The sequence below is a fragment of the Nonomuraea sp. NPDC049784 genome (genome assembly GCF_040659615.1).
In the GTDB taxonomy this organism is placed as follows: Bacteria; Actinomycetota; Actinomycetes; order Streptosporangiales; family Streptosporangiaceae; genus Nonomuraea.
Genome location: NZ_JBFAMX010000003.1, coordinates 40,628 through 58,038, shown reverse-complemented (window position 1 = coordinate 58,038; position 17,411 = coordinate 40,628). Strand labels below are relative to the sequence as shown.

At 68.7% G+C, this 17,411-nt stretch carries 17 protein-coding genes; 9 read left to right on the top strand and 8 right to left on the bottom strand.

Annotation, left to right across the window (positions count from 1 at the left end):
- Positions 1–6: 6 nt before the first annotated feature.
- Both AB0J09_RS01380 and AB0J09_RS01375 read left to right on the top strand, forming a co-directional pair.
- Positions 7–771 carry a crotonase/enoyl-CoA hydratase family protein gene (locus tag AB0J09_RS01380; protein ID WP_360683243.1) on the top strand — a complete coding sequence of 255 codons (765 nt, stop codon included), beginning with the start codon at positions 7–9 and terminating at the stop codon, positions 769–771.
- Between the two features lie 126 nt (positions 772–897).
- On the top strand, positions 898–1,518 hold the full coding sequence (locus tag AB0J09_RS01375; protein ID WP_360683241.1) for a rhomboid family intramembrane serine protease: 621 nt from the start codon (positions 898–900) through the stop codon (positions 1,516–1,518).
- A 3-nt stretch (positions 1,519–1,521) separates the two neighbouring features.
- Here the strand turns inward: AB0J09_RS01375 and AB0J09_RS01370 are convergent, their stop codons facing one another.
- On the bottom strand, positions 1,522–2,106 hold the full coding sequence (locus tag AB0J09_RS01370; RefSeq protein ID WP_360683239.1) for a TIGR00645 family protein: 585 nt from the start codon (positions 2,104–2,106) through the stop codon (positions 1,522–1,524).
- Between the two features lie 137 nt (positions 2,107–2,243).
- Entirely contained in the window at positions 2,244–3,356 is a 1,113-nt protein-coding gene (gene serC / locus AB0J09_RS01365) for a phosphoserine transaminase (RefSeq protein WP_360683237.1), read from the bottom strand.
- Between the two features lie 146 nt (positions 3,357–3,502).
- Between serC and AB0J09_RS01360 the strand changes: the two genes are divergently transcribed.
- On the top strand, positions 3,503–6,112 hold the full coding sequence (locus AB0J09_RS01360; RefSeq protein ID WP_360683235.1) for a hypothetical protein: 2,610 nt from the start codon (positions 3,503–3,505) through the stop codon (positions 6,110–6,112).
- Positions 6,113–6,131: 19 nt separating this feature from the next.
- Here the strand turns inward: AB0J09_RS01360 and AB0J09_RS01355 are convergent, their stop codons facing one another.
- Positions 6,132–7,238 carry a citrate synthase 2 gene (locus AB0J09_RS01355; RefSeq protein ID WP_360683234.1) on the bottom strand — a complete coding sequence of 369 codons (1,107 nt, stop codon included), beginning with the start codon at positions 7,236–7,238 and terminating at the stop codon, positions 6,132–6,134.
- A gap of 179 nt (positions 7,239–7,417) precedes the next feature.
- Between AB0J09_RS01355 and pdxH the strand changes: the two genes are divergently transcribed.
- Both pdxH and AB0J09_RS01345 read left to right on the top strand, forming a co-directional pair.
- Positions 7,418–8,071 (top strand): pyridoxamine 5'-phosphate oxidase, encoded by a 654-nt coding sequence (gene pdxH / locus AB0J09_RS01350; protein ID WP_360683232.1) that lies wholly within the window; start codon positions 7,418–7,420, stop codon positions 8,069–8,071.
- 10 nt (positions 8,072–8,081) lie between these two features.
- Positions 8,082–9,317, top strand: coding sequence for an MFS transporter (locus AB0J09_RS01345; protein WP_360683230.1), 1,236 nt, complete (start codon positions 8,082–8,084; stop codon positions 9,315–9,317).
- Positions 9,318–9,319: 2 nt separating this feature from the next.
- On the opposite strand, the gene AB0J09_RS01340 is transcribed toward AB0J09_RS01345, so the two are convergent.
- Positions 9,320–9,937 (bottom strand): UdgX family uracil-DNA binding protein, encoded by a 618-nt coding sequence (locus tag AB0J09_RS01340; protein WP_360683228.1) that lies wholly within the window; start codon positions 9,935–9,937, stop codon positions 9,320–9,322.
- 102 nt (positions 9,938–10,039) lie between these two features.
- On the opposite strand from AB0J09_RS01340, the gene AB0J09_RS01335 reads away from it, so the two are divergent.
- From AB0J09_RS01335 to AB0J09_RS01325, 3 genes are all read left to right on the top strand, one after another.
- Positions 10,040–10,744: a metal-dependent transcriptional regulator gene (locus AB0J09_RS01335; RefSeq protein WP_360683226.1), complete on the top strand. Its 705-nt coding sequence runs from the start codon at positions 10,040–10,042 to the stop codon at positions 10,742–10,744.
- Between the two features lie 123 nt (positions 10,745–10,867).
- Positions 10,868–13,084: a SpoIIE family protein phosphatase gene (locus AB0J09_RS01330; RefSeq protein ID WP_360683224.1), complete on the top strand. Its 2,217-nt coding sequence runs from the start codon at positions 10,868–10,870 to the stop codon at positions 13,082–13,084.
- 16 nt (positions 13,085–13,100) lie between these two features.
- Entirely contained in the window at positions 13,101–13,853 is a 753-nt protein-coding gene (locus tag AB0J09_RS01325; protein ID WP_360683222.1) for an alpha/beta fold hydrolase, read from the top strand.
- Here the strand turns inward: AB0J09_RS01325 and AB0J09_RS01320 are convergent.
- Entirely contained in the window at positions 13,843–14,193 is a 351-nt protein-coding gene (locus AB0J09_RS01320; protein WP_360683220.1) for a MarR family transcriptional regulator, read from the bottom strand. The genes AB0J09_RS01325 and AB0J09_RS01320 overlap by 11 nt on opposite strands.
- A gap of 20 nt (positions 14,194–14,213) precedes the next feature.
- Between AB0J09_RS01320 and AB0J09_RS01315 the strand changes: the two genes are divergently transcribed.
- Positions 14,214–14,642 carry a MarR family transcriptional regulator gene (locus AB0J09_RS01315; RefSeq protein ID WP_360683218.1) on the top strand — a complete coding sequence of 143 codons (429 nt, stop codon included), beginning with the start codon at positions 14,214–14,216 and terminating at the stop codon, positions 14,640–14,642.
- Between the two features lie 141 nt (positions 14,643–14,783).
- On the opposite strand, the gene AB0J09_RS01310 is transcribed toward AB0J09_RS01315, so the two are convergent.
- From AB0J09_RS01310 to AB0J09_RS01300, 3 genes are all read right to left on the bottom strand, one after another.
- Positions 14,784–15,830 carry a hypothetical protein gene (locus tag AB0J09_RS01310; RefSeq protein ID WP_360683216.1) on the bottom strand — a complete coding sequence of 349 codons (1,047 nt, stop codon included), beginning with the start codon at positions 15,828–15,830 and terminating at the stop codon, positions 14,784–14,786.
- Positions 15,831–16,053: 223 nt separating this feature from the next.
- Entirely contained in the window at positions 16,054–16,215 is a 162-nt protein-coding gene (locus AB0J09_RS01305; RefSeq protein WP_360683214.1) for a hypothetical protein, read from the bottom strand.
- A gap of 38 nt (positions 16,216–16,253) precedes the next feature.
- Positions 16,254–17,399 carry an acyl-CoA dehydrogenase family protein gene (locus AB0J09_RS01300; RefSeq protein WP_360683213.1) on the bottom strand — a complete coding sequence of 382 codons (1,146 nt, stop codon included), beginning with the start codon at positions 17,397–17,399 and terminating at the stop codon, positions 16,254–16,256.
- Positions 17,400–17,411: the final 12 nt, after the last annotated feature.

The window sequence follows — 17,411 nt, the reverse complement described above, 5'->3', positions numbered from 1 at the left end:
GTCTCGTTGTCTGACGAAGTGCTCGTCGAGGAATCCGAGAACGTCGCCGTAATCACGATAAATCGCCCCAAAGCGCGTAATGCTGTGAACGGGGCGGTGGCGCGGGGGATCGCGGAGGCGCTGGACACGCTGGACGCTCGTCCCGACATTTCCGCTTATGTCCTGACCGGTGCCGGTGGGACCTTCTCCGCGGGCATGGACCTCAAGGGGTTCCTGTCCGGCGACTTCCCGGTGGTCGAGGGGCGCGGCTTCGGCGGGCTGACCGAGTCGCCGCCGAAGAAGCCGCTGGTGGCCGCCGTGGAGGGGTACGCGCTCGCCGGCGGGTTCGAGCTGGCGCTGTCGTGCGACGTCATCGTGGCATCGTCGGAGGCGACGTTCGGCCTGCCCGAGCCCAAGCGTGGTCTTGTGGCGGGCGCGGGCGGCATCATGCGGCTGCCGCGCCGGATCCCGTACCACGTGGCCATGGAGATCGCCCTGACCGGCGACCACTACCCGGCCTCGCGCCTGTACGAGCTGGGCCTGGTGAACCGGATCACGTCACCCGGGGAGGCGCTTGAGGGGGCGCTGGAGCTGGCCCGCAAGATCGCCGCTAACGCGCCGCTGGCCCTTGCCGCCACGAAGAAGGTGGTCATCGAGTCCGCGGACTGGTCGCTGGAGGAGATGTTCGCCAAGCAGAGCGCGATCGTCGGGCCGGTCTTCGGCTCCAAGGACGCCATGGAGGGCGCCGCGGCCTTCGCCGAGAAGCGCCCGCCCAAGTGGAAGGGCGAATAACCGGGGGAGGGCGCCCACCCGCGCCCTCCCGCACCACCTCCGAGGGCGCGTCTTCCGCCTTTAGCGCGCGCATAAGCGTTCCTGGCTACGGTAAAGAAAGAGAAAACGACGTACCGGGAGAGGCGCATGGGCGACTATTCGGGTTCCAGGTTCGAGTCGGCCAAGCGCGGCGCTGGGTCTCTCCTGTCCGGTGCGCTGAGCGCTCTCCTCGTCGTGGTCGCCATGCTCGCGGTCATGTGGGTCGTGGAGGGCGTCGACTTCTTCCTCAACGGGACGCTCGACCGGGAGTTCGGCATCATCGGGTGGGAGCCCGACGGGCTGATCGGCATCCTGTTCGCCCCGTTCCTGCACGGCGGCTTCGGCCACCTCATGGCCAACTCGCTGCCGCTGCTGATCCTGGGCTTCCTCGCCGGGCTGCGTGACCTGCGCAAGTTCCTGTGGGCCAGCGTGCTGATCATCCTCATCGGCGGTTTCGGCACCTGGCTGACCAGCCCCGGCGTCTACACGGTCGGGGCGAGTGGACTGGTCTTCGGTTACTTCGGCTTCATCCTGGCCCGCGGCCTGTTCGACCGCAGGCTGCTCGACATCGTCATCGCCGTCGGCGTGGGCATCGCGTACTGGGGGATCCTGGCGGGCCTGCTGCCCAACCAGCAGGGCATCTCCTGGCAGGGCCACCTGTTCGGCCTCATCGGCGGCGTCGTGGCCGGCTGGGTGCTGCGCCGCAAGCGCGAGATCCCCGCGTACTAGCGGCTAAAGGTGCGACCGCGTGTGCTCCGCGGGCGAGGAGGACAGCAGGCGGTCGATGTAGGCGAGGCCGATGGCCGAGGCCACGAAGGCCAGGTGCATGATCGTCTGCCACATGATCTTGTCGTTGGGCGTCGACTGGGCCCTGATGAACGTCTGCAGCAGGTGCACCGACGAGATGCCGACGATGGCCGTGGCCAGCTTGACCTTCAGCACGTTCGCGTTGACGTGGGAGAGCCACTCCGGCTCGTCGGGATGGTCGTCGAGGTTGATGCGGGAGACGAAGGTCTCGTAGCCGCCGATGATCACCATGATCAGCAGGTTGGAGATCATCACCACGTCGATGAGCGCCAGGACGGTTAGCATGACCACGACCTCGGCGGACGGCGTCGCCGCGGTGGCCGGCTCGGCGTGCAGGAGCACCGTCTCGATCAGGTGCCAGAGCTCGAGCGCGAACTGCCATACGTACACCGCCTGAGCCACGATGAGGCCCAGGTAAAGGGGGACCTGGAGCCATCGGCTGGCGAACATGAGATAACCGAGGCTCTTCGACCGGGTCATCGCCTGGCCGGGGCTGAGCTTTTCGGGCAAGAAGGTTTCCTACTAGTCAAGCCGGGAGGATGGGTCAACTGACGAACGGCCAGCAACGACAGGCTGCCGGTGCTGGCCAGGTTCGCGCAGAGCGTCGAGGAGGAGGACGCACTCGCCCTCCCGGAGGAGCTGTCGGGTCAGCCGAGGCGCTCGACCACGTAGTCGACGCAGACCGTGAGCGCCTCGATGTCGGCCGGGTCGACGGCCGGGAACATCGCGATGCGCAGCTGGTTGCGGCCCAGCTTGCGGTACGGCTCGGTGTCGACGATGCCGTTGGCGCGCAGCACCTTGGCCACGGCCGCGGCGTCGACGGTGTCGGAGAAGTCGATCGTGCCGACGACCTGCGAGCGGAACTCCGGGGCGGCGAACGGCGTGGCGTACGACGACTTCTCGGCCCACGTGTAGAGGCGCTGGCTGGACTCGCCCGTGCGGGCGGTGGTCCAGGCCAGGCCGCCCTGGGAGTTCATCCAGTCGAGCTGGTCGGCCAGCAGGAACAGCGTGGCCACGGCCGGCGTGTTGTAGGTCTGGTCCTTCGCGGAGTTGTCGATCGCGACGGGCAGGCTGAAGAACTCCGGCACGTAGCGGCCGGTCGCGGCGATCTCCTCGACCCTGGCCAGGGCGCGCGGCGACATGATCGCGATCCACAGGCCGCCGTCGGAGGCGAAGCTCTTCTGCGGGGCGAAGTAGTAGACGTCGGCCTCGGTGATGTCGACGGGCAGGCCGCCGGCGCCGGAGGTGGCGTCCACGAGCACGAGCGAGTCGTCGGAGCCCACGCGCTTGATGGGCATCGCGACGCCGGTCGAGGTCTCGTTGTGGGTGAGCGCGTACGCGTCCACACCCTCCTCGGCCACCGCGCTGGGGTGGGTGCCGACCTCGGACTTGATGACGCTCGGCTCGGCCAGCCACGGGGCCTTCTTGGTGACCGCGGCGAACTTCGAGGAGAACTCGCCGAACGACAGGTGCTGAGACTTGTCGCGGATCAGCCCGAAGGCGGCGATGTCCCAGAACGCGGTGGTGCCGCCGTTGCCAAGCACGACCTGGTAGCCCTCGGGGAGCGAGAAGAGGTCGGCGAGCCCGGAGCGTACGCGGCCGACCAGGTTCTTGACCGGCTTCTGGCGGTGGGAGGTGCCCATGAGGCTCGCGCCGGAGGCGGCGAGCGCGGCCAGTTGCTCGGTGCGCACCTTCGAGGGCCCGCAGCCGAATCGGCCGTCGGCGGGCTTGATGTCAGCGGGAATCACGATGTCAGCCACGTGACCAGGGTACTGACCCCGCGCGGATGATCCGGGACCGGGGCTGGAAACTGAGAAGAACCCCACAACCAAAGATCGTCCATGCCGCAGAATGGAAAGGGCCGGGGGATCTGCCATGTTCGTGATGTGAGAGCGGCGGTGGCTCCATGCCCACTGAACGGGATTCGCGCGAGGTGGTGGAGGGTCTGCTGCTGCGGCCCTTCTGGCGGGACCTCCCGCTGCCCGTGCTGGTCGTCACCGGAGCGCCGGCCGGTAATGCCGGGCAGCTGGCGGAGCGTTTCAACGGGCGCCTGCCGTACGCGAAGCCGGTCGAAGGCGCGCACAAATCACTGGCCGACCTCGTGGACGGGCTGGCCGGCCCCAAGGGCGCCCTCGGCGGCAACTGGGTCAGGAACACTCTGCTGCCCGCGCCACGCTTCCCGCTGACGGAGTTCGTGCTGTGGGCCTGGGCACAGCGCGGCGAGAAATGCGAGCCGGAGCAGTGGCCACAGAGGGAGGGGTGGCCGCCGGGCCCCGACTCGCGTCTCGGGCAGGAGGAGCTCAGACATCGGTTCAGCGCCAGGTTCGGGGTGCGCCCCAGCCTGAAGGCCGACAGCCGCAAGCGGTGGGCGGCCGGCGACTTCCTGGTGCGGGCCGCGGTCTTCTTCGTGCCGGTCGCCACCGTGCTCGCCTGGTGGCTGGACGCCGGGATCACCGACCTGATCCCGCTGGCGCCCGGCCTGCTCGCACTGCTGCTGGGCGCCGGTGCGATCGGGCTGCAGGCCGTGCGTTTCATCCGCGGCTCGGCCTTCTCCCGGTGGTTCCGCCGCCACCGGTACGAGGACTTACGGCGCAAGGTCGGCGACAGCCGCCAGAAGTACGCGCTGCAGCTGATGAACGCGTCAGAGCCGGAGATCGAGCGGCTGCTGGTCTACGCGATGCTGGAGGACCTGCGCCAGGCGTACCGCAAGTGGCCGCGCATCCCCTGGCCGAGCTGGGGGCGCGGACTGTACGCGCTGCTGGTGCTCAACGCAGCCGACCAGTGGCACGCGCGGTTCCTGGAGGTCTATGAGGAGGTCCTGCACGACACCGGCATCGTGCCGCCGCTGCTGGTGATCGCCGAGGACCCGGGGCAGTCGGGGCCGGCGGGGCAGCCGGGCCCGACGCGGGTCGGCGAGCAGCACGGGACCATCGCCGATGACGTCGAGGTCTGGCGTTCGCGCGTGGCGCTGCGCGGGCCGGAGCCGCGGCTGCCTCTCGCCGGCGACAGGCTGAGGCTGAGCGACACCTACCGGCCGCGGCTGGGCAAGGTCAGGGTCCGTGCGGTCGGCTACTGGCTCGCGATGCTGGCGCTGCTGCTCGCCCCGCCACTGGCCGTCTACGGCGGCAACTGGTTCGGCTGCGGCCCCGGCATGATGTGGGCCGAGCAGCAGTGCGTCGGCCTGAGTGACAATCTCGCCGAGATCGCCCCGAGCCCGGCCCTGCTCCCCATCCTCGAGCGCATCAAGCAGCAGAACGAGGACATCGACACGAGGCAGCGGGTCATCACGGTCTTCTATCTCGGCCCGCTCACCACGTCGCATCCGGGCGACGATCAGGTGGGCGGCTCGGCCGGCGAACTGTCCGGCATCGCGGCCCGCCAGGGGGCGTACAACCGGCTCGGCAGCTGGCAGATCAAGGTGGAGCTGGCCAACACCGGACAGTACTTCCGATACGCCGAGTTCGCCGCCAACATGATCAGGCAGCGCGCGGCCGGCGACCCGGACGTCGCGGGGGTGATCGGGCTCGCGTGGAGCAGGACCGAGACGCAGGACGCCATCCGGGTGCTGGGCGACGCGCACATCCCGATGCTCAGCACCACGAATTCGGCCGACGTGACGCCGCTGGTCTACAACGACCGTCCCTCGCCGTACTTCTTCCGCATGGCGGCTCCCAACTCCGCGCAGGCGCGGGCGTTCGAGCTGTGGCTCGCGCACGGGCTGCCCGGCAGGAAGCCGGTCGATCCGCAGCGGGTCGCCGTCCTGGTCGAGGTCGACGCGGACGGTTACGAGCTCTACAGCAAGGACCTCGCGGAAGGGCTCGCCAAGGGCCCGTACGCGCCTGCCAGGCGGTACCAGTTCGCCAACGCGGACGAGCTGGCCAGCAGGGTCGCGCTGGCCTGCCAGGAGCGTGCGGAGGTGCTGCTTTACACCGGCAGGTCCACCTTCCTGAACACCGTCGCCGACACGCGCGAGCACGAGTGCGCGGACAAGGTGCAGATCCTGGCGGGTGACGACGTCACAGAGAAACTGGTGGAGCTCCTCGCCAGAGAGGACTTCATCAACAAGCCGGCGATCTCGTTCGTCGCGCTCAACGACATGCGACCGGGGCAGGGCAACCGCACGAAGACGGAGATCGAGAACTGGATCGCGAGCGTCAAAGCGAAGGGCGTGTCACGCGTGCACGCGTGGATGGGCTACGACGCGCTGCTGGCCGTCACCTCGGCGATCAACAAGATCAAGGCTTCGGACGTCGACGAGTCGGTCAACATCGCCGAGAGCGTCGCATACAACCTGCGTGGGCTCGGCGTTGGCGGCCTCATCCAAGGCGCGAGCGGGAAGTTCTACTTCTCGGAGGACGCGGAGTCGCACGCCGCGCTCCCTCGCGGCCTCTGGCTGTTCTCCACGGACCCCGCCGCGGGTTCCTTCCAGAACGGCCCGGTGTCGCGGGGCAGCTGCACGGTCGACGAAAAGGCCCCGGGCACTGCCGAACTCGAGGTGAAGTGCTCGTTCGGCTGACGTGCCGGGGCCGATCGCGTCAGAACTTCCCGGCCACCTCGGCGGCGCCGGGCACGTCGCTCAGGGGACGCGAGGCGGGGCCGACGTAGTTGGCGCTCGGCCGGACGAGCCGGCCCGTGAGCTTCTGCTCCAGGACGTGCGCGGCCCAGCCGGCCGTGCGGGCGCAGGTGAACATCGAGGTGAACATGTGCGACGGCACCTCGGCGAAGTCCAGCACGACGGCCGCCCAGTACTCGACATTGGTGGCCAGCACGCGGTCGGGCTTGCGCGCGTGCAGCTCCTCAAGCGCGGCCTGCTCCAGCGCCGCGGCGACCTCGTAGCGGGGCGCGTCGAGCTCCTTGGCGGTGCGGCGGAGCACGCGGGCGCGCGGGTCCTCGGCGCGGTAGACGCGGTGCCCGAAGCCCATGAGCCTGTTGCCCTTGTCGAGCTCGCTCTGGACGTACTTCTTGGCGTCGCCGAGCTGCTCCACACCCTCGATCATGTGCAGGACGCGGGCCGGGGCGCCACCGTGCAGCGGGCCCGACATGGCGCCGACGGCGCCGGAGAGCGCGGCGGCCACGTCGGCGCCCGTGGAGGCGATGACGCGGGCGGTGAACGTCGAGGCGTTCATGCCGTGCTCGGCAGCGGAGGTCCAGTAAGCGTCGATGGCCTTGACATGCTTGGGATCAGGCTCACCGCGCCAGCGGATCATGAAGCGTTCGACGATGGTCTTGGCCTCGTCGACCCGGCTCTGCGGCACCATCGGCAGGCCGAGCCCACGCGCGGACTGCGCGACGAACGAGAGAGCCATGACGGAGGCGCGGGCGAGCTGGTCGCGGGCCTCCTCGTCACTGATGTCGAGCAGGGGCTTGAAGCCGTAGGCCGGAGCCAGCATGGCCAGGGCGCTCTGCACGTCTACGCGGATGTCACCGGAGTGGACAGGGATGGGGTACGGCTCCGCCGGAGGCAGGCCCGGCTGGAACTTGTTGTCGACCAGCAGGCCCCAGACCGCCCCGAACGGGACACGGCCGACCAGTTCCTCAATGTCGACGCCCCGGTATCGAAGGGCGCCCCCTTCTTTGTCCGGTTCCGCGATCTCGGTCTCGAAAGCTACGACGCCTTCGAGTCCGGGTTTGAAGTCGGACATACTCGGCCGCCTCCCTTTCCCTTGCCATGTTTGGGCAATGCCTTGATGTCGAGATACCGGCGGGTCAATTTAACCCCTTCCCAGGTCGTGCTCGGTCTCGGGACCCGCTGTAAGGCCAAACCCGCTGGTGAGAGGGGGTGCATGGGATCTACCACACAAGCGCGCAAGAATACCGTCTCGTGGATGCCACCCCGCGCCCGCCCGTGCTGGCTGGGCTTCGCCGTACCTACGAGGGCGAGCCGCTGCTCGAATCAGACCTCGCGTCCGAACCGATAGAGCAATTCACCATGTGGTTCCAGGACGCGCTCGAAGCCGGCCTGCCCGAACCCAACGCCATGGTCCTGGCCACCGCCTCCGCGGGCGGCCGGCCCAGTGCCAGGACGGTCCTGCTGAAGGGCTATGACGAACGCGGTTTCGTCTTCTACACCAACTACGAGTCGCGCAAGGGCCGCGATCTGGCCGAGAACGCCCGCGCGTCGCTGCTCTTCCCCTGGCACCCGATCCGCCGCCAGATACGCATCGAAGGCACTGTGACGCGAATCTCCCACGAGGAGTCGGCCGCGTACTACAACTCCCGCCCGTACGGCTCACGCATCGGGGCCTGGGCCTCGCGCCAGTCGGCCGTCGTGCGCACCAGGGAGGAGCTGGACGACCGCTACGCGGAGCTGGCGGCGCGCTGGCCGGAGAATCCGCCGGTGCCTGACTTCTGGGGCGGTTTCCGGGTCTATCCGATCGAGGTGGAGTTCTGGCAGGGGCAGCTCGACCGGATGCACGACAGGCTCCGCTACCGGCGGACGAGACCCGGCTGGGCCCTGGAAAGGCTCGCGCCTTAATGTTCCTTGAGTGGCAATCGCGGAGCTGGTCAAGCGTCATCTGGTAGATACACGGCCGCTCGGTGTGCCCGACTACCGGCGGCTATGGCTTGGCCAGTCCGTTTCTCATGTCGGCGTCGCGGCGACCGTCGTCGCGGTCGGGCAGCAGGTCTGGGAGCTCACCCACTCCTCGTTCTACGTCGGGCTGCTGGGCATGGCCAACCTGATCCCGCTGATCGTCTTCGGACTCTGGGGAGGCGCGGTCGCCGACGCCGTGGACCGGCGCAAGCTGCTCATCGTCGGCTCGCTCATCGCCTGGGCGGCGACGCTGCTCATCCTCGCCCAGGCCGTGCTCAAGATCGGAAACATCTATCTGATCTTCGCCGCGGTCGCCGTGAACGCGACCGGCTTCGCGATCACCAGCCCGGCCAGGGGTGCGATCATCCCCAGGCTCCTGGAGAAGGAGCTGGTGCCCGCGGCGAACGCGCTCAACTCCCTCGTCTTCAGCATCGGCGCGGTGCTGGGCCCGATGATCGGCGCGGTCGCGCTGACCACCGGCGGGTTCGCGGCGGCTTACGCGTTGGACGCCCTCCTCTTCACCGGCAGCCTCTACGCGGCGCTCAGGCTGCCCTCACTGCCCCCGCTGGGCGAGGTGAGACGTCCTGGGGCCGGGGCGGTGCTTGAAGGGCTCAGCTTCATCGTCAGGAGCCCTGTGCTGCTGATGTCGTTCGTGGTGGACATCATCGCGATGGTGTTCGCTCTGCCGCGCGCGCTCTTCCCCGAGCTGACCGCCGACCGGTTCGGCGGCTCCTCCCTCTCGCTCGGCCTGGTGACCTCCGCCATGGCCATGGGTTCCGCCGCCGGGGCGCTGTTCTCCGGCTGGGTGGGCCGGGTCTCGCGGCAGGGCGTGGCGCTCGTCGTGGTCATCGCCGTCTGGGGCCTGGCCGTGGCCGTCGCCGGGCTCGTGCACGAGCTCTGGCTGGTGGTGGCGTTCATGGCCGTGGGAGGTGTGGCGGACGTGATCTCGTCGGTGTGGCGGCAGTCCATCCTGCAGCTGTACGCGCCCGACGAGATGCGCGGGCGGCTGCAAGGGGCGTTCATGGTGGTCGTGGCGGGCGGGCCGCGCCTCGGCGACCTGCGGGCCGGGGCCATGGCGACCGGGCTGGGCCTGACCGGGGCCTGGGTGGGCGGCGGCATCGCCTGCGCCGTCACGGTGCTGGTCGTCGGCCTCTCTGTGGCGGGCTTCCGTAACTTCCGGGCCCGTTAGCGTCACGCCACACTGGCCGCGACCCTCAGGTCGGCCACGAAGCCCTTGTAGGCCAGGTCCCGGTCGGGCGCGCGGAGCACGGCCGACGGGTGCACCGTGGCCACGGCGAGCGCGTCCCCGAGCGGCACCGGCTCGCCCCTGTGCTGGGTCACCCGGAACTCCCGCCCCAGCAGCGCCCTGGCCGCAGTCGCCCCGAGCACCACGATCACCTCGGGCCGCACCACGGCCAGCTCGGCGTCGAGCCACGGCCGGCAGGCGGTGATCTCGGCGGCCGTCGGCTTCTGGTGGATCCGCCTCTTGCCTCGCAGCGTGAAGGAGAAGTGTTTGACCGCGTTGGTGACGTATACCTCATCGCGCTCGATACCCGCCTCCTCCAGCCCTTTGTCCAGAATGCGCCCCGCCGGGCCCACGAACGGGTGCCCCTGCCGGTCCTCCTGGTCCCCGGGCTCCTCGCCCACGAGCATGTACCTGGCTTGCTTCGGGCCCTCGCCGAACACGGTCTGCGTGGCGTTCCTGTAAAGATCGCAACCCTCGCAGCAGGCCGCCGCGCGGCGCAGCGAGTCGAGATCGAGCTGGTCGGGAAGGAACTCGGCCGCTCCCTTGTTGCCGTCCTTAACCATCGTCGGTCGTTCTCCCCATAGGGTTCCTGTGACTCCTGTGCCCGCTGCGGACGGGCTCAGTCCCCACCTCGACCGGCGTACCATTTACTTGGGAGGACTGCCTTGACCGCACACGGCCTGATCGATACCACGGAGATGTACCTCCGCACGATTTACGAGCTCGAAGAGGAGGGCATCGTCCCCCTACGCGCCCGCATCGCGGAGCGTCTGCAGCAGAGCGGGCCCACCGTGAGCCAGACCGTCGCCCGCATGGAGCGCGACGGCCTCGTCCGCGTCGAGGGCGACCGGCACCTGTCGATGACCGATCTGGGCCGCACGCTGGCCACCCGCGTGATGCGCAAGCACAGGCTCGCCGAGTGCCTGCTGACCCAGGTGATCGGCCTTCCGTGGGAAGAAGTGCACATCGAGGCGTGCCGCTGGGAGCACGTCATGTCGGAGTCGGTCGAGACGCGCCTGGTGACGCTGCTCGACAACCCCACCGTCTGCCCGCACGGAAACCCCATCCCCGGGCTGGGCGAGCTGGGCGCCAAGGAGGCCGCCGAGGGCGGCGCGAACGTGCTGACATCGATGTCGGACTTGGCAGGTCCCAGAGACACACCCGTCGTCGTGCGGCGAATTAGCGAACAAGTGCAAAGCGATCCTGCTGTGATGCTTAAACTCAAGCAAGTTGGGATACAACCCGGACGCGAGGTGACGCTCGCGGCGAGCGACGACGGTGTGCGGGTGACAGGTGACGGTGACGCAAACGACACTCCCGCGGAGCTTCCGCGCGATGTCGCCGCGCACGTATTTGTCTCCAAGCGCTGACGCGCGCGCAGCTGCTTGGTTGAATCCCTCCTGGGAGGCCCTCCACTCCCCCCTGGCCAAGACTGTTGCAGGAGCGCCCGTGGTCCGCTTTGCGTGCATGCCACCCCGAGGAGTGGTCTCCGGATGAACCGTTGGGGGGATCTGTCACAAGAAACGGCTGATCACCTTAATGCCGGATCTGTGCTTGACCACGCCGAGATGGCGGTGGTCGTCACCGACCGTTTCAGCAATCTCCTCTACTGGAACCCGTTCGCCGAGAAGCTCTTCGGCCGCAAGTCGCCTTCGCGTGACACGCCCGTCCTGTCCCTCGGGATTCTGGAGAAGGACCACCCGCTCGCCATCGATCTGGCCAAGCATGTGCTCAAGGGCGGCGTGTGGGAGGGCACGTTCGACGTCAGACGCGGCGACGGCACCATCGTCTACGTGCGCGCCCAGGCCGTGCCGCTGCGCCACCCCTCGGGCTCGGTGACGGGCATCGTCATCACGGCCCGCGAGGCGCTGCGCAGCAACGAGCGAGAAAAGGACCGGTTCGGCCTGCTCGAGCGCATCGGCGAGCGGCTGGCGGGCTCGCTCTACGTCGAGGAGACGCTCAAGCGGGTCGCCGAGATGCTGGTCCCGCAGTTCGCCGACCACTGCTTCATCGAGCTGATGGAGGGCGACAGGCTCGTCCGCCGGGTCTCACAACACGTGCAGGGGTGGACGCCCCCGCCGGGCACATGGATGCCGGTGGGCGCGGAGATCCGCTACCCCATCGGCCACTACGCGGACACGGCGCTGCGCCGCCAGGAGACCATCCTCGTCGAGAGCTTCGCCTCCAGCAGCTACCCGGCCCCCAGCGAGGGCAGCGCGCAGCTGTGCGGCGAGATCGGCATGACCTCCGCCATCGTCGCACCCCTGCTGGTGCGTGGTGAGACGCTCGGGCTGATGTACCTCGGCCTGTCCAACCTCACCGAGCGGCGCAGCCCCCATTACGACGCCTTCGACCGCGACTTCGTGGGCGCCATCGCCACCAGGGTCGCGCTCGCCATCGACAACGCGCTGCTGTTCGAGGAAGAGCGCCACACGGCGGAGTCGTTCCAGAAATACCTGCTGCCCCGGGCGCTGCCGCAGCTCGACGGCCTCGAGATCGCGGTGCGCTACTATCCGGCGGCCCCGCTCGCCTCCCACGGGCAGGGCATCCAGACCCAGGTCGGCGGCGACTGGTACGACGTGATCCCGCTCTCGGCCGGCCGGGTCGGCATCGTGATCGGCGACGTCGAGGGCAGGGGCGCCAAGGCGGCGGCCATCATGGGCCAGCTCAGGGCGGCGCTGCGGGCCTTCGCCCAGGACGACAAGTCGCCGGCCGACATCCTGGCCAGGCTCGACGAGTGGACCCGCATCATCGCCACGCCCGAGCACGACGACAACGGCGCCGAGGTCAGCATCCCGCCCATCGTCACCTGCCAATACCTGGTCTACGACGCCTGGTCGCGCCAGCTGTCGTTCGCCAACGCGGGCCACGCGCCGCCGCTGCTGCTGGTCGACGGCCAGTGCGTCGAGCTCGACATCGAGGAGGTCGGCCAGCCGCTCGGCGTCCGCGCCAAGGGCCTGCACGCCGATCTGGTCTACAAGGAGGAGACGCGCACCCTCCCGCCGGGCGCCGCGCTGCTGCTCTACACCGACGGGCTGGTCGACCGCCGGCCGGGCCGCGACGGCCGGATGCCGAGCGAGGAAGAGACGCTCGGCGTGCTCTGCGAGAAGCTCGCCAAGATGTCCGGCGCCGAGGTCGAGCGCATCGCCGACACCGCCACGGTGGCCGTGCCCGGCGAGATCGACGACGACATGGCGATCCTGGTCGTCCGCTCCAGCGACGTCGACCTCGACGTCGAGGAGCGCACGTTCCCGGCCCAGCCGATCATGGTGGGGGAGGCGCGCCGCATGGCGTCGGAGGCCTTCTCGAGCTGGAACGTCCCCGAGGAGCGGGCCGAGCTGGCCTGCCTGCTCGTCTCCGAGGTCGTCACCAACGTCGTGCTCCACGCGGCCACCGCCAGCATCCCGCGCAGGGAGCTGGTCGTGGAGGGGCCGCCGCTGCCGTTCGAGGAGTCCTGGGACATGCCGGGCTTCGAGGACGAAGTGGTCGGCGACAAGGAGTTCACGCTGAGGCTGCGCAGAGGCGAGGAGGCGGTCTGGGTCGAGGTCTTCGACCAGGATCTGCGCCTGCCACGCATCCGCAGCGCGGGGGAGAACGACGAGGGCGGACGCGGCCTCTACCTTGTCGACCAGCTGGCCAGACGCTGGGGATCGCGTCCTACCAGGGAAGGCAAAGCCGTCTGGTTCGAGATTCCCACGCGCGGCAGGTGAGTGGTTAGCTGGCCATATGGAGCTGGCGTTCGAGCGACGAGGCACCGGTGCGCCGCTGATTCTCATTCACGGCATCGGTCACCACTGGCAGGCCTGGCTGCCGGTGATGGACCGGCTCGCCGCCGCGCGCACGGTGATCGCGATCGACCTGCCCGGCTTCGGGGTCTCGCCGGGGCTCCCTGAGGGCATCCCTTACACCGCCGAGTCGCTGGCGGACGCGGTCGAGTCGTTCTGCGCGCGGCTCGGCGTGCGCGAGCCGCACATGGCCGGCAACTCGCTCGGCGGCTACATCGCGCTCGAGCTGGCCTCGCGCGGCGTCGTACGCACGGCGACGGCCCTGTCGCCCGCCGGCTTCTGGTCCCGCCCCGAGCTCCTCTACGCCCAGGCGATGCTGCGTGCCTTGCGAGCGGGGGCCAGGTTCGGCGCCACCCCGCTCCTGAGCAGCGCGTCCACCGGGATCCTGGTCGCCCACCCGTCCAGGCTGGAGCCGCAGGCGCTGACGGCGGCCGCGCAGGCACTGAGCGAGGCGAGCGGCTTCGACGAGACGCTTGAATCGTTCTCCGGATTGATGCCGCCCGCGCCGCCCAAGTCGCCCATCACGATCGCGTGGGGCGAGCACGACCGGCTGCTACTGCGCCGCCAGGCCGTACGCGCGGCCCGCTGGTCGGGGCAGCGAGTCAAGCTGCTGAAGGGCTGCGGTCACGTGCCGATGAGCGACGATCCCGAGCTCGTGGCCCGCATCATCCTGGAATCAAGCGCTATTTCGTGAGATTGGCGGACATGCGGCGGAGCACGTCGATGGTGGCCAGATACTCCTGCGAGCTCACGCCCACGAGCACCTGTTGCCTGAAATGCCCGACCTTCTCGGAGATCTCCTCATGTGCGGCCCTGCCCGCGTCGGTGAGCTTGCCGTCCGCCAGCCAGCCCTTGGCGGTGAGCCGCTCCACAGCCTCGTCCACCCCCGTGAACGGCATGGTGTAGGTGCTTTCTTGGGCCGCCTGGTTGAGCACCTGCCACTCTCGGCGGGTGGTGGTCTGGAGCGCCTGCTCCATGGCGTCTTCCAGCAGGTTGTCGAGATGCTTCAGCCAGTGGCCGATCGGTTTGTCCATAGATGTAGGATAGCAACTATATGTATAAAGACAAGGAAATTGCCGCGATCGAGCGGGCGATGGTCGCGATCAGGCGGCGGCAGAGCAGGCGGGCGCTGGCGCGGCAGCAGGGAGCCGTGGGGCCGGAGTTCGAGGTGCTCGACGTGATCGAGGGCGCCGGCGAGCCCGCCACCGTGTCCACGGTCGCGCAGGCGCTCAGCGTCGATCAGCCGAGGGCGAGCAGGCTCGTGGCGGCGGCCGTGACGGCGGGCCTGGTCAGGCGGGAGGCCGACCAGGCCGACGGGCGCCGGGCCTGGCTGGTGCTGACCGAGGCCGGGCGGGCGGCGCTGGAGCAGGCCCATCGCGGCAGGCAGGTGGCGTTCGCGGCGGCCATGGAGGGGTGGTCGGCGGAGGAGCGGACGGAGTTCGCCAGGCTGCTCACCCGCTTCGTCGAGGGCATGCCCGGCTAGGGACATCCTGTTGTGGGGTTCGGGAGTGTCGCTCGTCGCGCACTGTTGCCCCACGAGAGATCCCGTGTTCGGCCACTGCCAGGCCCTCGGAAGTCCGCGGGGGCCTGATGTCCCTCCTGGGGGGGCGTATGCCGGACCCGGTTACCCGAGCAGGAGCGAGCCGCTCCACGAGGCTGCGGCGGCCTTGTAGACGCCGTTGGTCTCACCGTCGAAGTACGGAGAGAAGCTTGTGTCGTAACGCAGGTTGCCATCGGTGTCGGCGACGCTGATGGTGATGCCGTTGAGGTAGCCCATGCCGCTGCTCTTGTGGTAACGGATCAACCAGGAGGAGCCGAGGGCGCCTTCACCGGTGAAGGAGGAATCGACGGCGGTGAGTTCCTCGGCCTTCAAGCTGGGGACCAGGGCGGGGGTTGGGCGGCCGCTGGAAGATTCGAGGGTCTCACCTGTGTAAGGCCGCGTGCCGTCGGGGTGAGGACCAGCGGGGTAGCCGAAGACGTCTACTGAGGAGTCCAGCGGCTGGTTCCAGGCTAGGCCCTGTCCGCCGACGTTGTCGACCAGACTTCCGAAGTTGGTCAATTCACCTGAGGTTGAGGGGATGACGCCGCTGTAGACGTTGACGAAGGCGTAGTCGCGGTCGTAGTCGTTGTAGCTGGGGAAGTCGTAGTGGGTGAAGGCCTGCTTCCCGACGTAGAGACCCCATGGGGTCGTGCCGTCGGCGTAGCCGGGAACGAAGACCCACTTCCCGAGTGTGGCGTCAGAGCCCTGGGTGTCGTAGACGCAGTGAGCGGCCGTGGCGACGAGGTTGCGGAATTGGGACTGTACGGCAGTGCCCGTGCACCAGTGTGGCTGGCCATCGGCGCCGATGAAGAACACCTTGCCCCAGGTGGTGGGCGTCTTGGCGTTCGGTTCGCCGGAGGTGGTCGGGGCCAATGGCGGGACAGAGCCGGGCTTTGTGTCGGGGGAGACACCGCCGGCGGAAAAGACCTTGTCGACGGCGGTCTGGACGTTGTACGGAGTGGCGTTCCTCAGGTTGGCGCCGCCATTGCCAAGCCAGAACGCCGCGGTTTCAACAGCGATCGCTTGAGAAGAGACCAGGGGGTCGGTCCACACGCTGGAGGCCTCGGCCGGCGCGGCCACGAGACCGGAGGCCAGCAGGCCGACGACTAATACACCAAGTGTTCGCTTCATCTCGCCATCTCCAGAGGTGCTCGGGTGCTGTTGGCGACAATTCGAACAAGTGATCGCCGCCGGGGGTAGACGCTACCTGCCGAACTCATGACGATCAACGGTTTTGTGAGTCGCCTGTAAACCACTGTGAAATGACAAGTCGAGGGGCGGGCAGGTCCCGCCGATGCCCGATGGCATCGTTCGTGGATGCGTTCCTACGGCGACTTGCGCCCGATGAGACGTCTCAGAGCTTGGTCTGGCCCCAGACGAGGAGCATGGCGATGATGAAGACGATCATCACGCCGGCATAACCGACCGGGCCCAGACGGAACGCCCGGCGCACGCGGTTGAGGCCCCAGGCGAACAGCAACGCCAGGAAAACCAGGAGGATCAGGCCGCTGTCCATGGTCTCCAGTATGGGGTGCGAGCCGCCTTCCCGCGCGGTCAGAATCCGAAGGTACGGCCGATGATCTCCTTCATGATCTCGGTGGTGCCGCCGTAGATCGTCTGGACCCGGCTGTCGAGCCACGCCTTGGCGACGGGGTATTCCATCATGTAGCCGTACCCGCCGTGGAGCTGGAGACAGCGGTCGATGACCTTGTTCTGCAGCTCGGTGGTCCACCACTTGGCCTTGGCCGCGTCCACCGCGGTGAGCTCGCCGGCGTTGAGCGCCAGGATGCACTTGTCCACGTAGTGACGGGCGATCTCGGTCTCGGTGGCCAGCTCCGCCAGGACGAACCGGGTGTTCTGGAACGAACCGATGCTCCGCCCGAACGCCTTGCGGGTCCTGCAGTACTCGATGGTCTCCTCCAGGACGGCCTCCGCCGCGGCCACCGCCCCCACGGCGATCGACAGGCGCTCCTGCGGCAGGTTGTTCATGAGCTGGAAGAAGCCCTCGCCGTCGCGCGGGCCGAGGCGGTTGGCGACGGGCACCCGTACGTTCTCGAAGAACAGCTCGGCCGTGTCCTGCGCCTTCATCCCGATCTTCTCGAGGTTCCGCCCGCGCTCGAAGCCCTCCATGCCGCGCTCGACCACGACCAGGGTCGTCCCCTTGGCGCCCGCACCGGGATCGGTCTTGGCCACCACGACGACGAGGTCGGCGTTGATGCCGTTCGTGATGAACGTCTTCTGGCCGTTCACCAGGTAGTGGTCGTCCTCGCGGATGGCCGTGGCCCTGATCCCCTGCAGGTCGCTCCCGGCCCCCGGCTCGCTCATCGCGATCGCCGTGATCAGCTCGCCGCTGACGAAGCCGGGAAGCCACCGCTGCTTCTGCTCGTCGTTCGTCAGATCCACCAGGTACGGCGCCATGACGTCGTTGTGCAGCGAGAACCCGAGCCCGGAGGCGCCGTGCCGGGTGATCTCCTCGAGAATGACCGCGTTGTACCGGAAGTCCTTGATCCCCGCCCCGCCGTACTCCTCCGGCACCGAGAACCCGAACATCCCCAGCGCCCCGGCCTTCTTCCAGACCTCACGCGGGACGATGCCGTCCTTCTCCCACTGAGCGTGGTGCGGCACGACCTCACGGGCCATGAACTCGCGCACGGTCTCGCGGAAGAGCAGGTGCTCCTCGTCGAAGAGGTCTCGCCGCATCGGTCGCCTCGC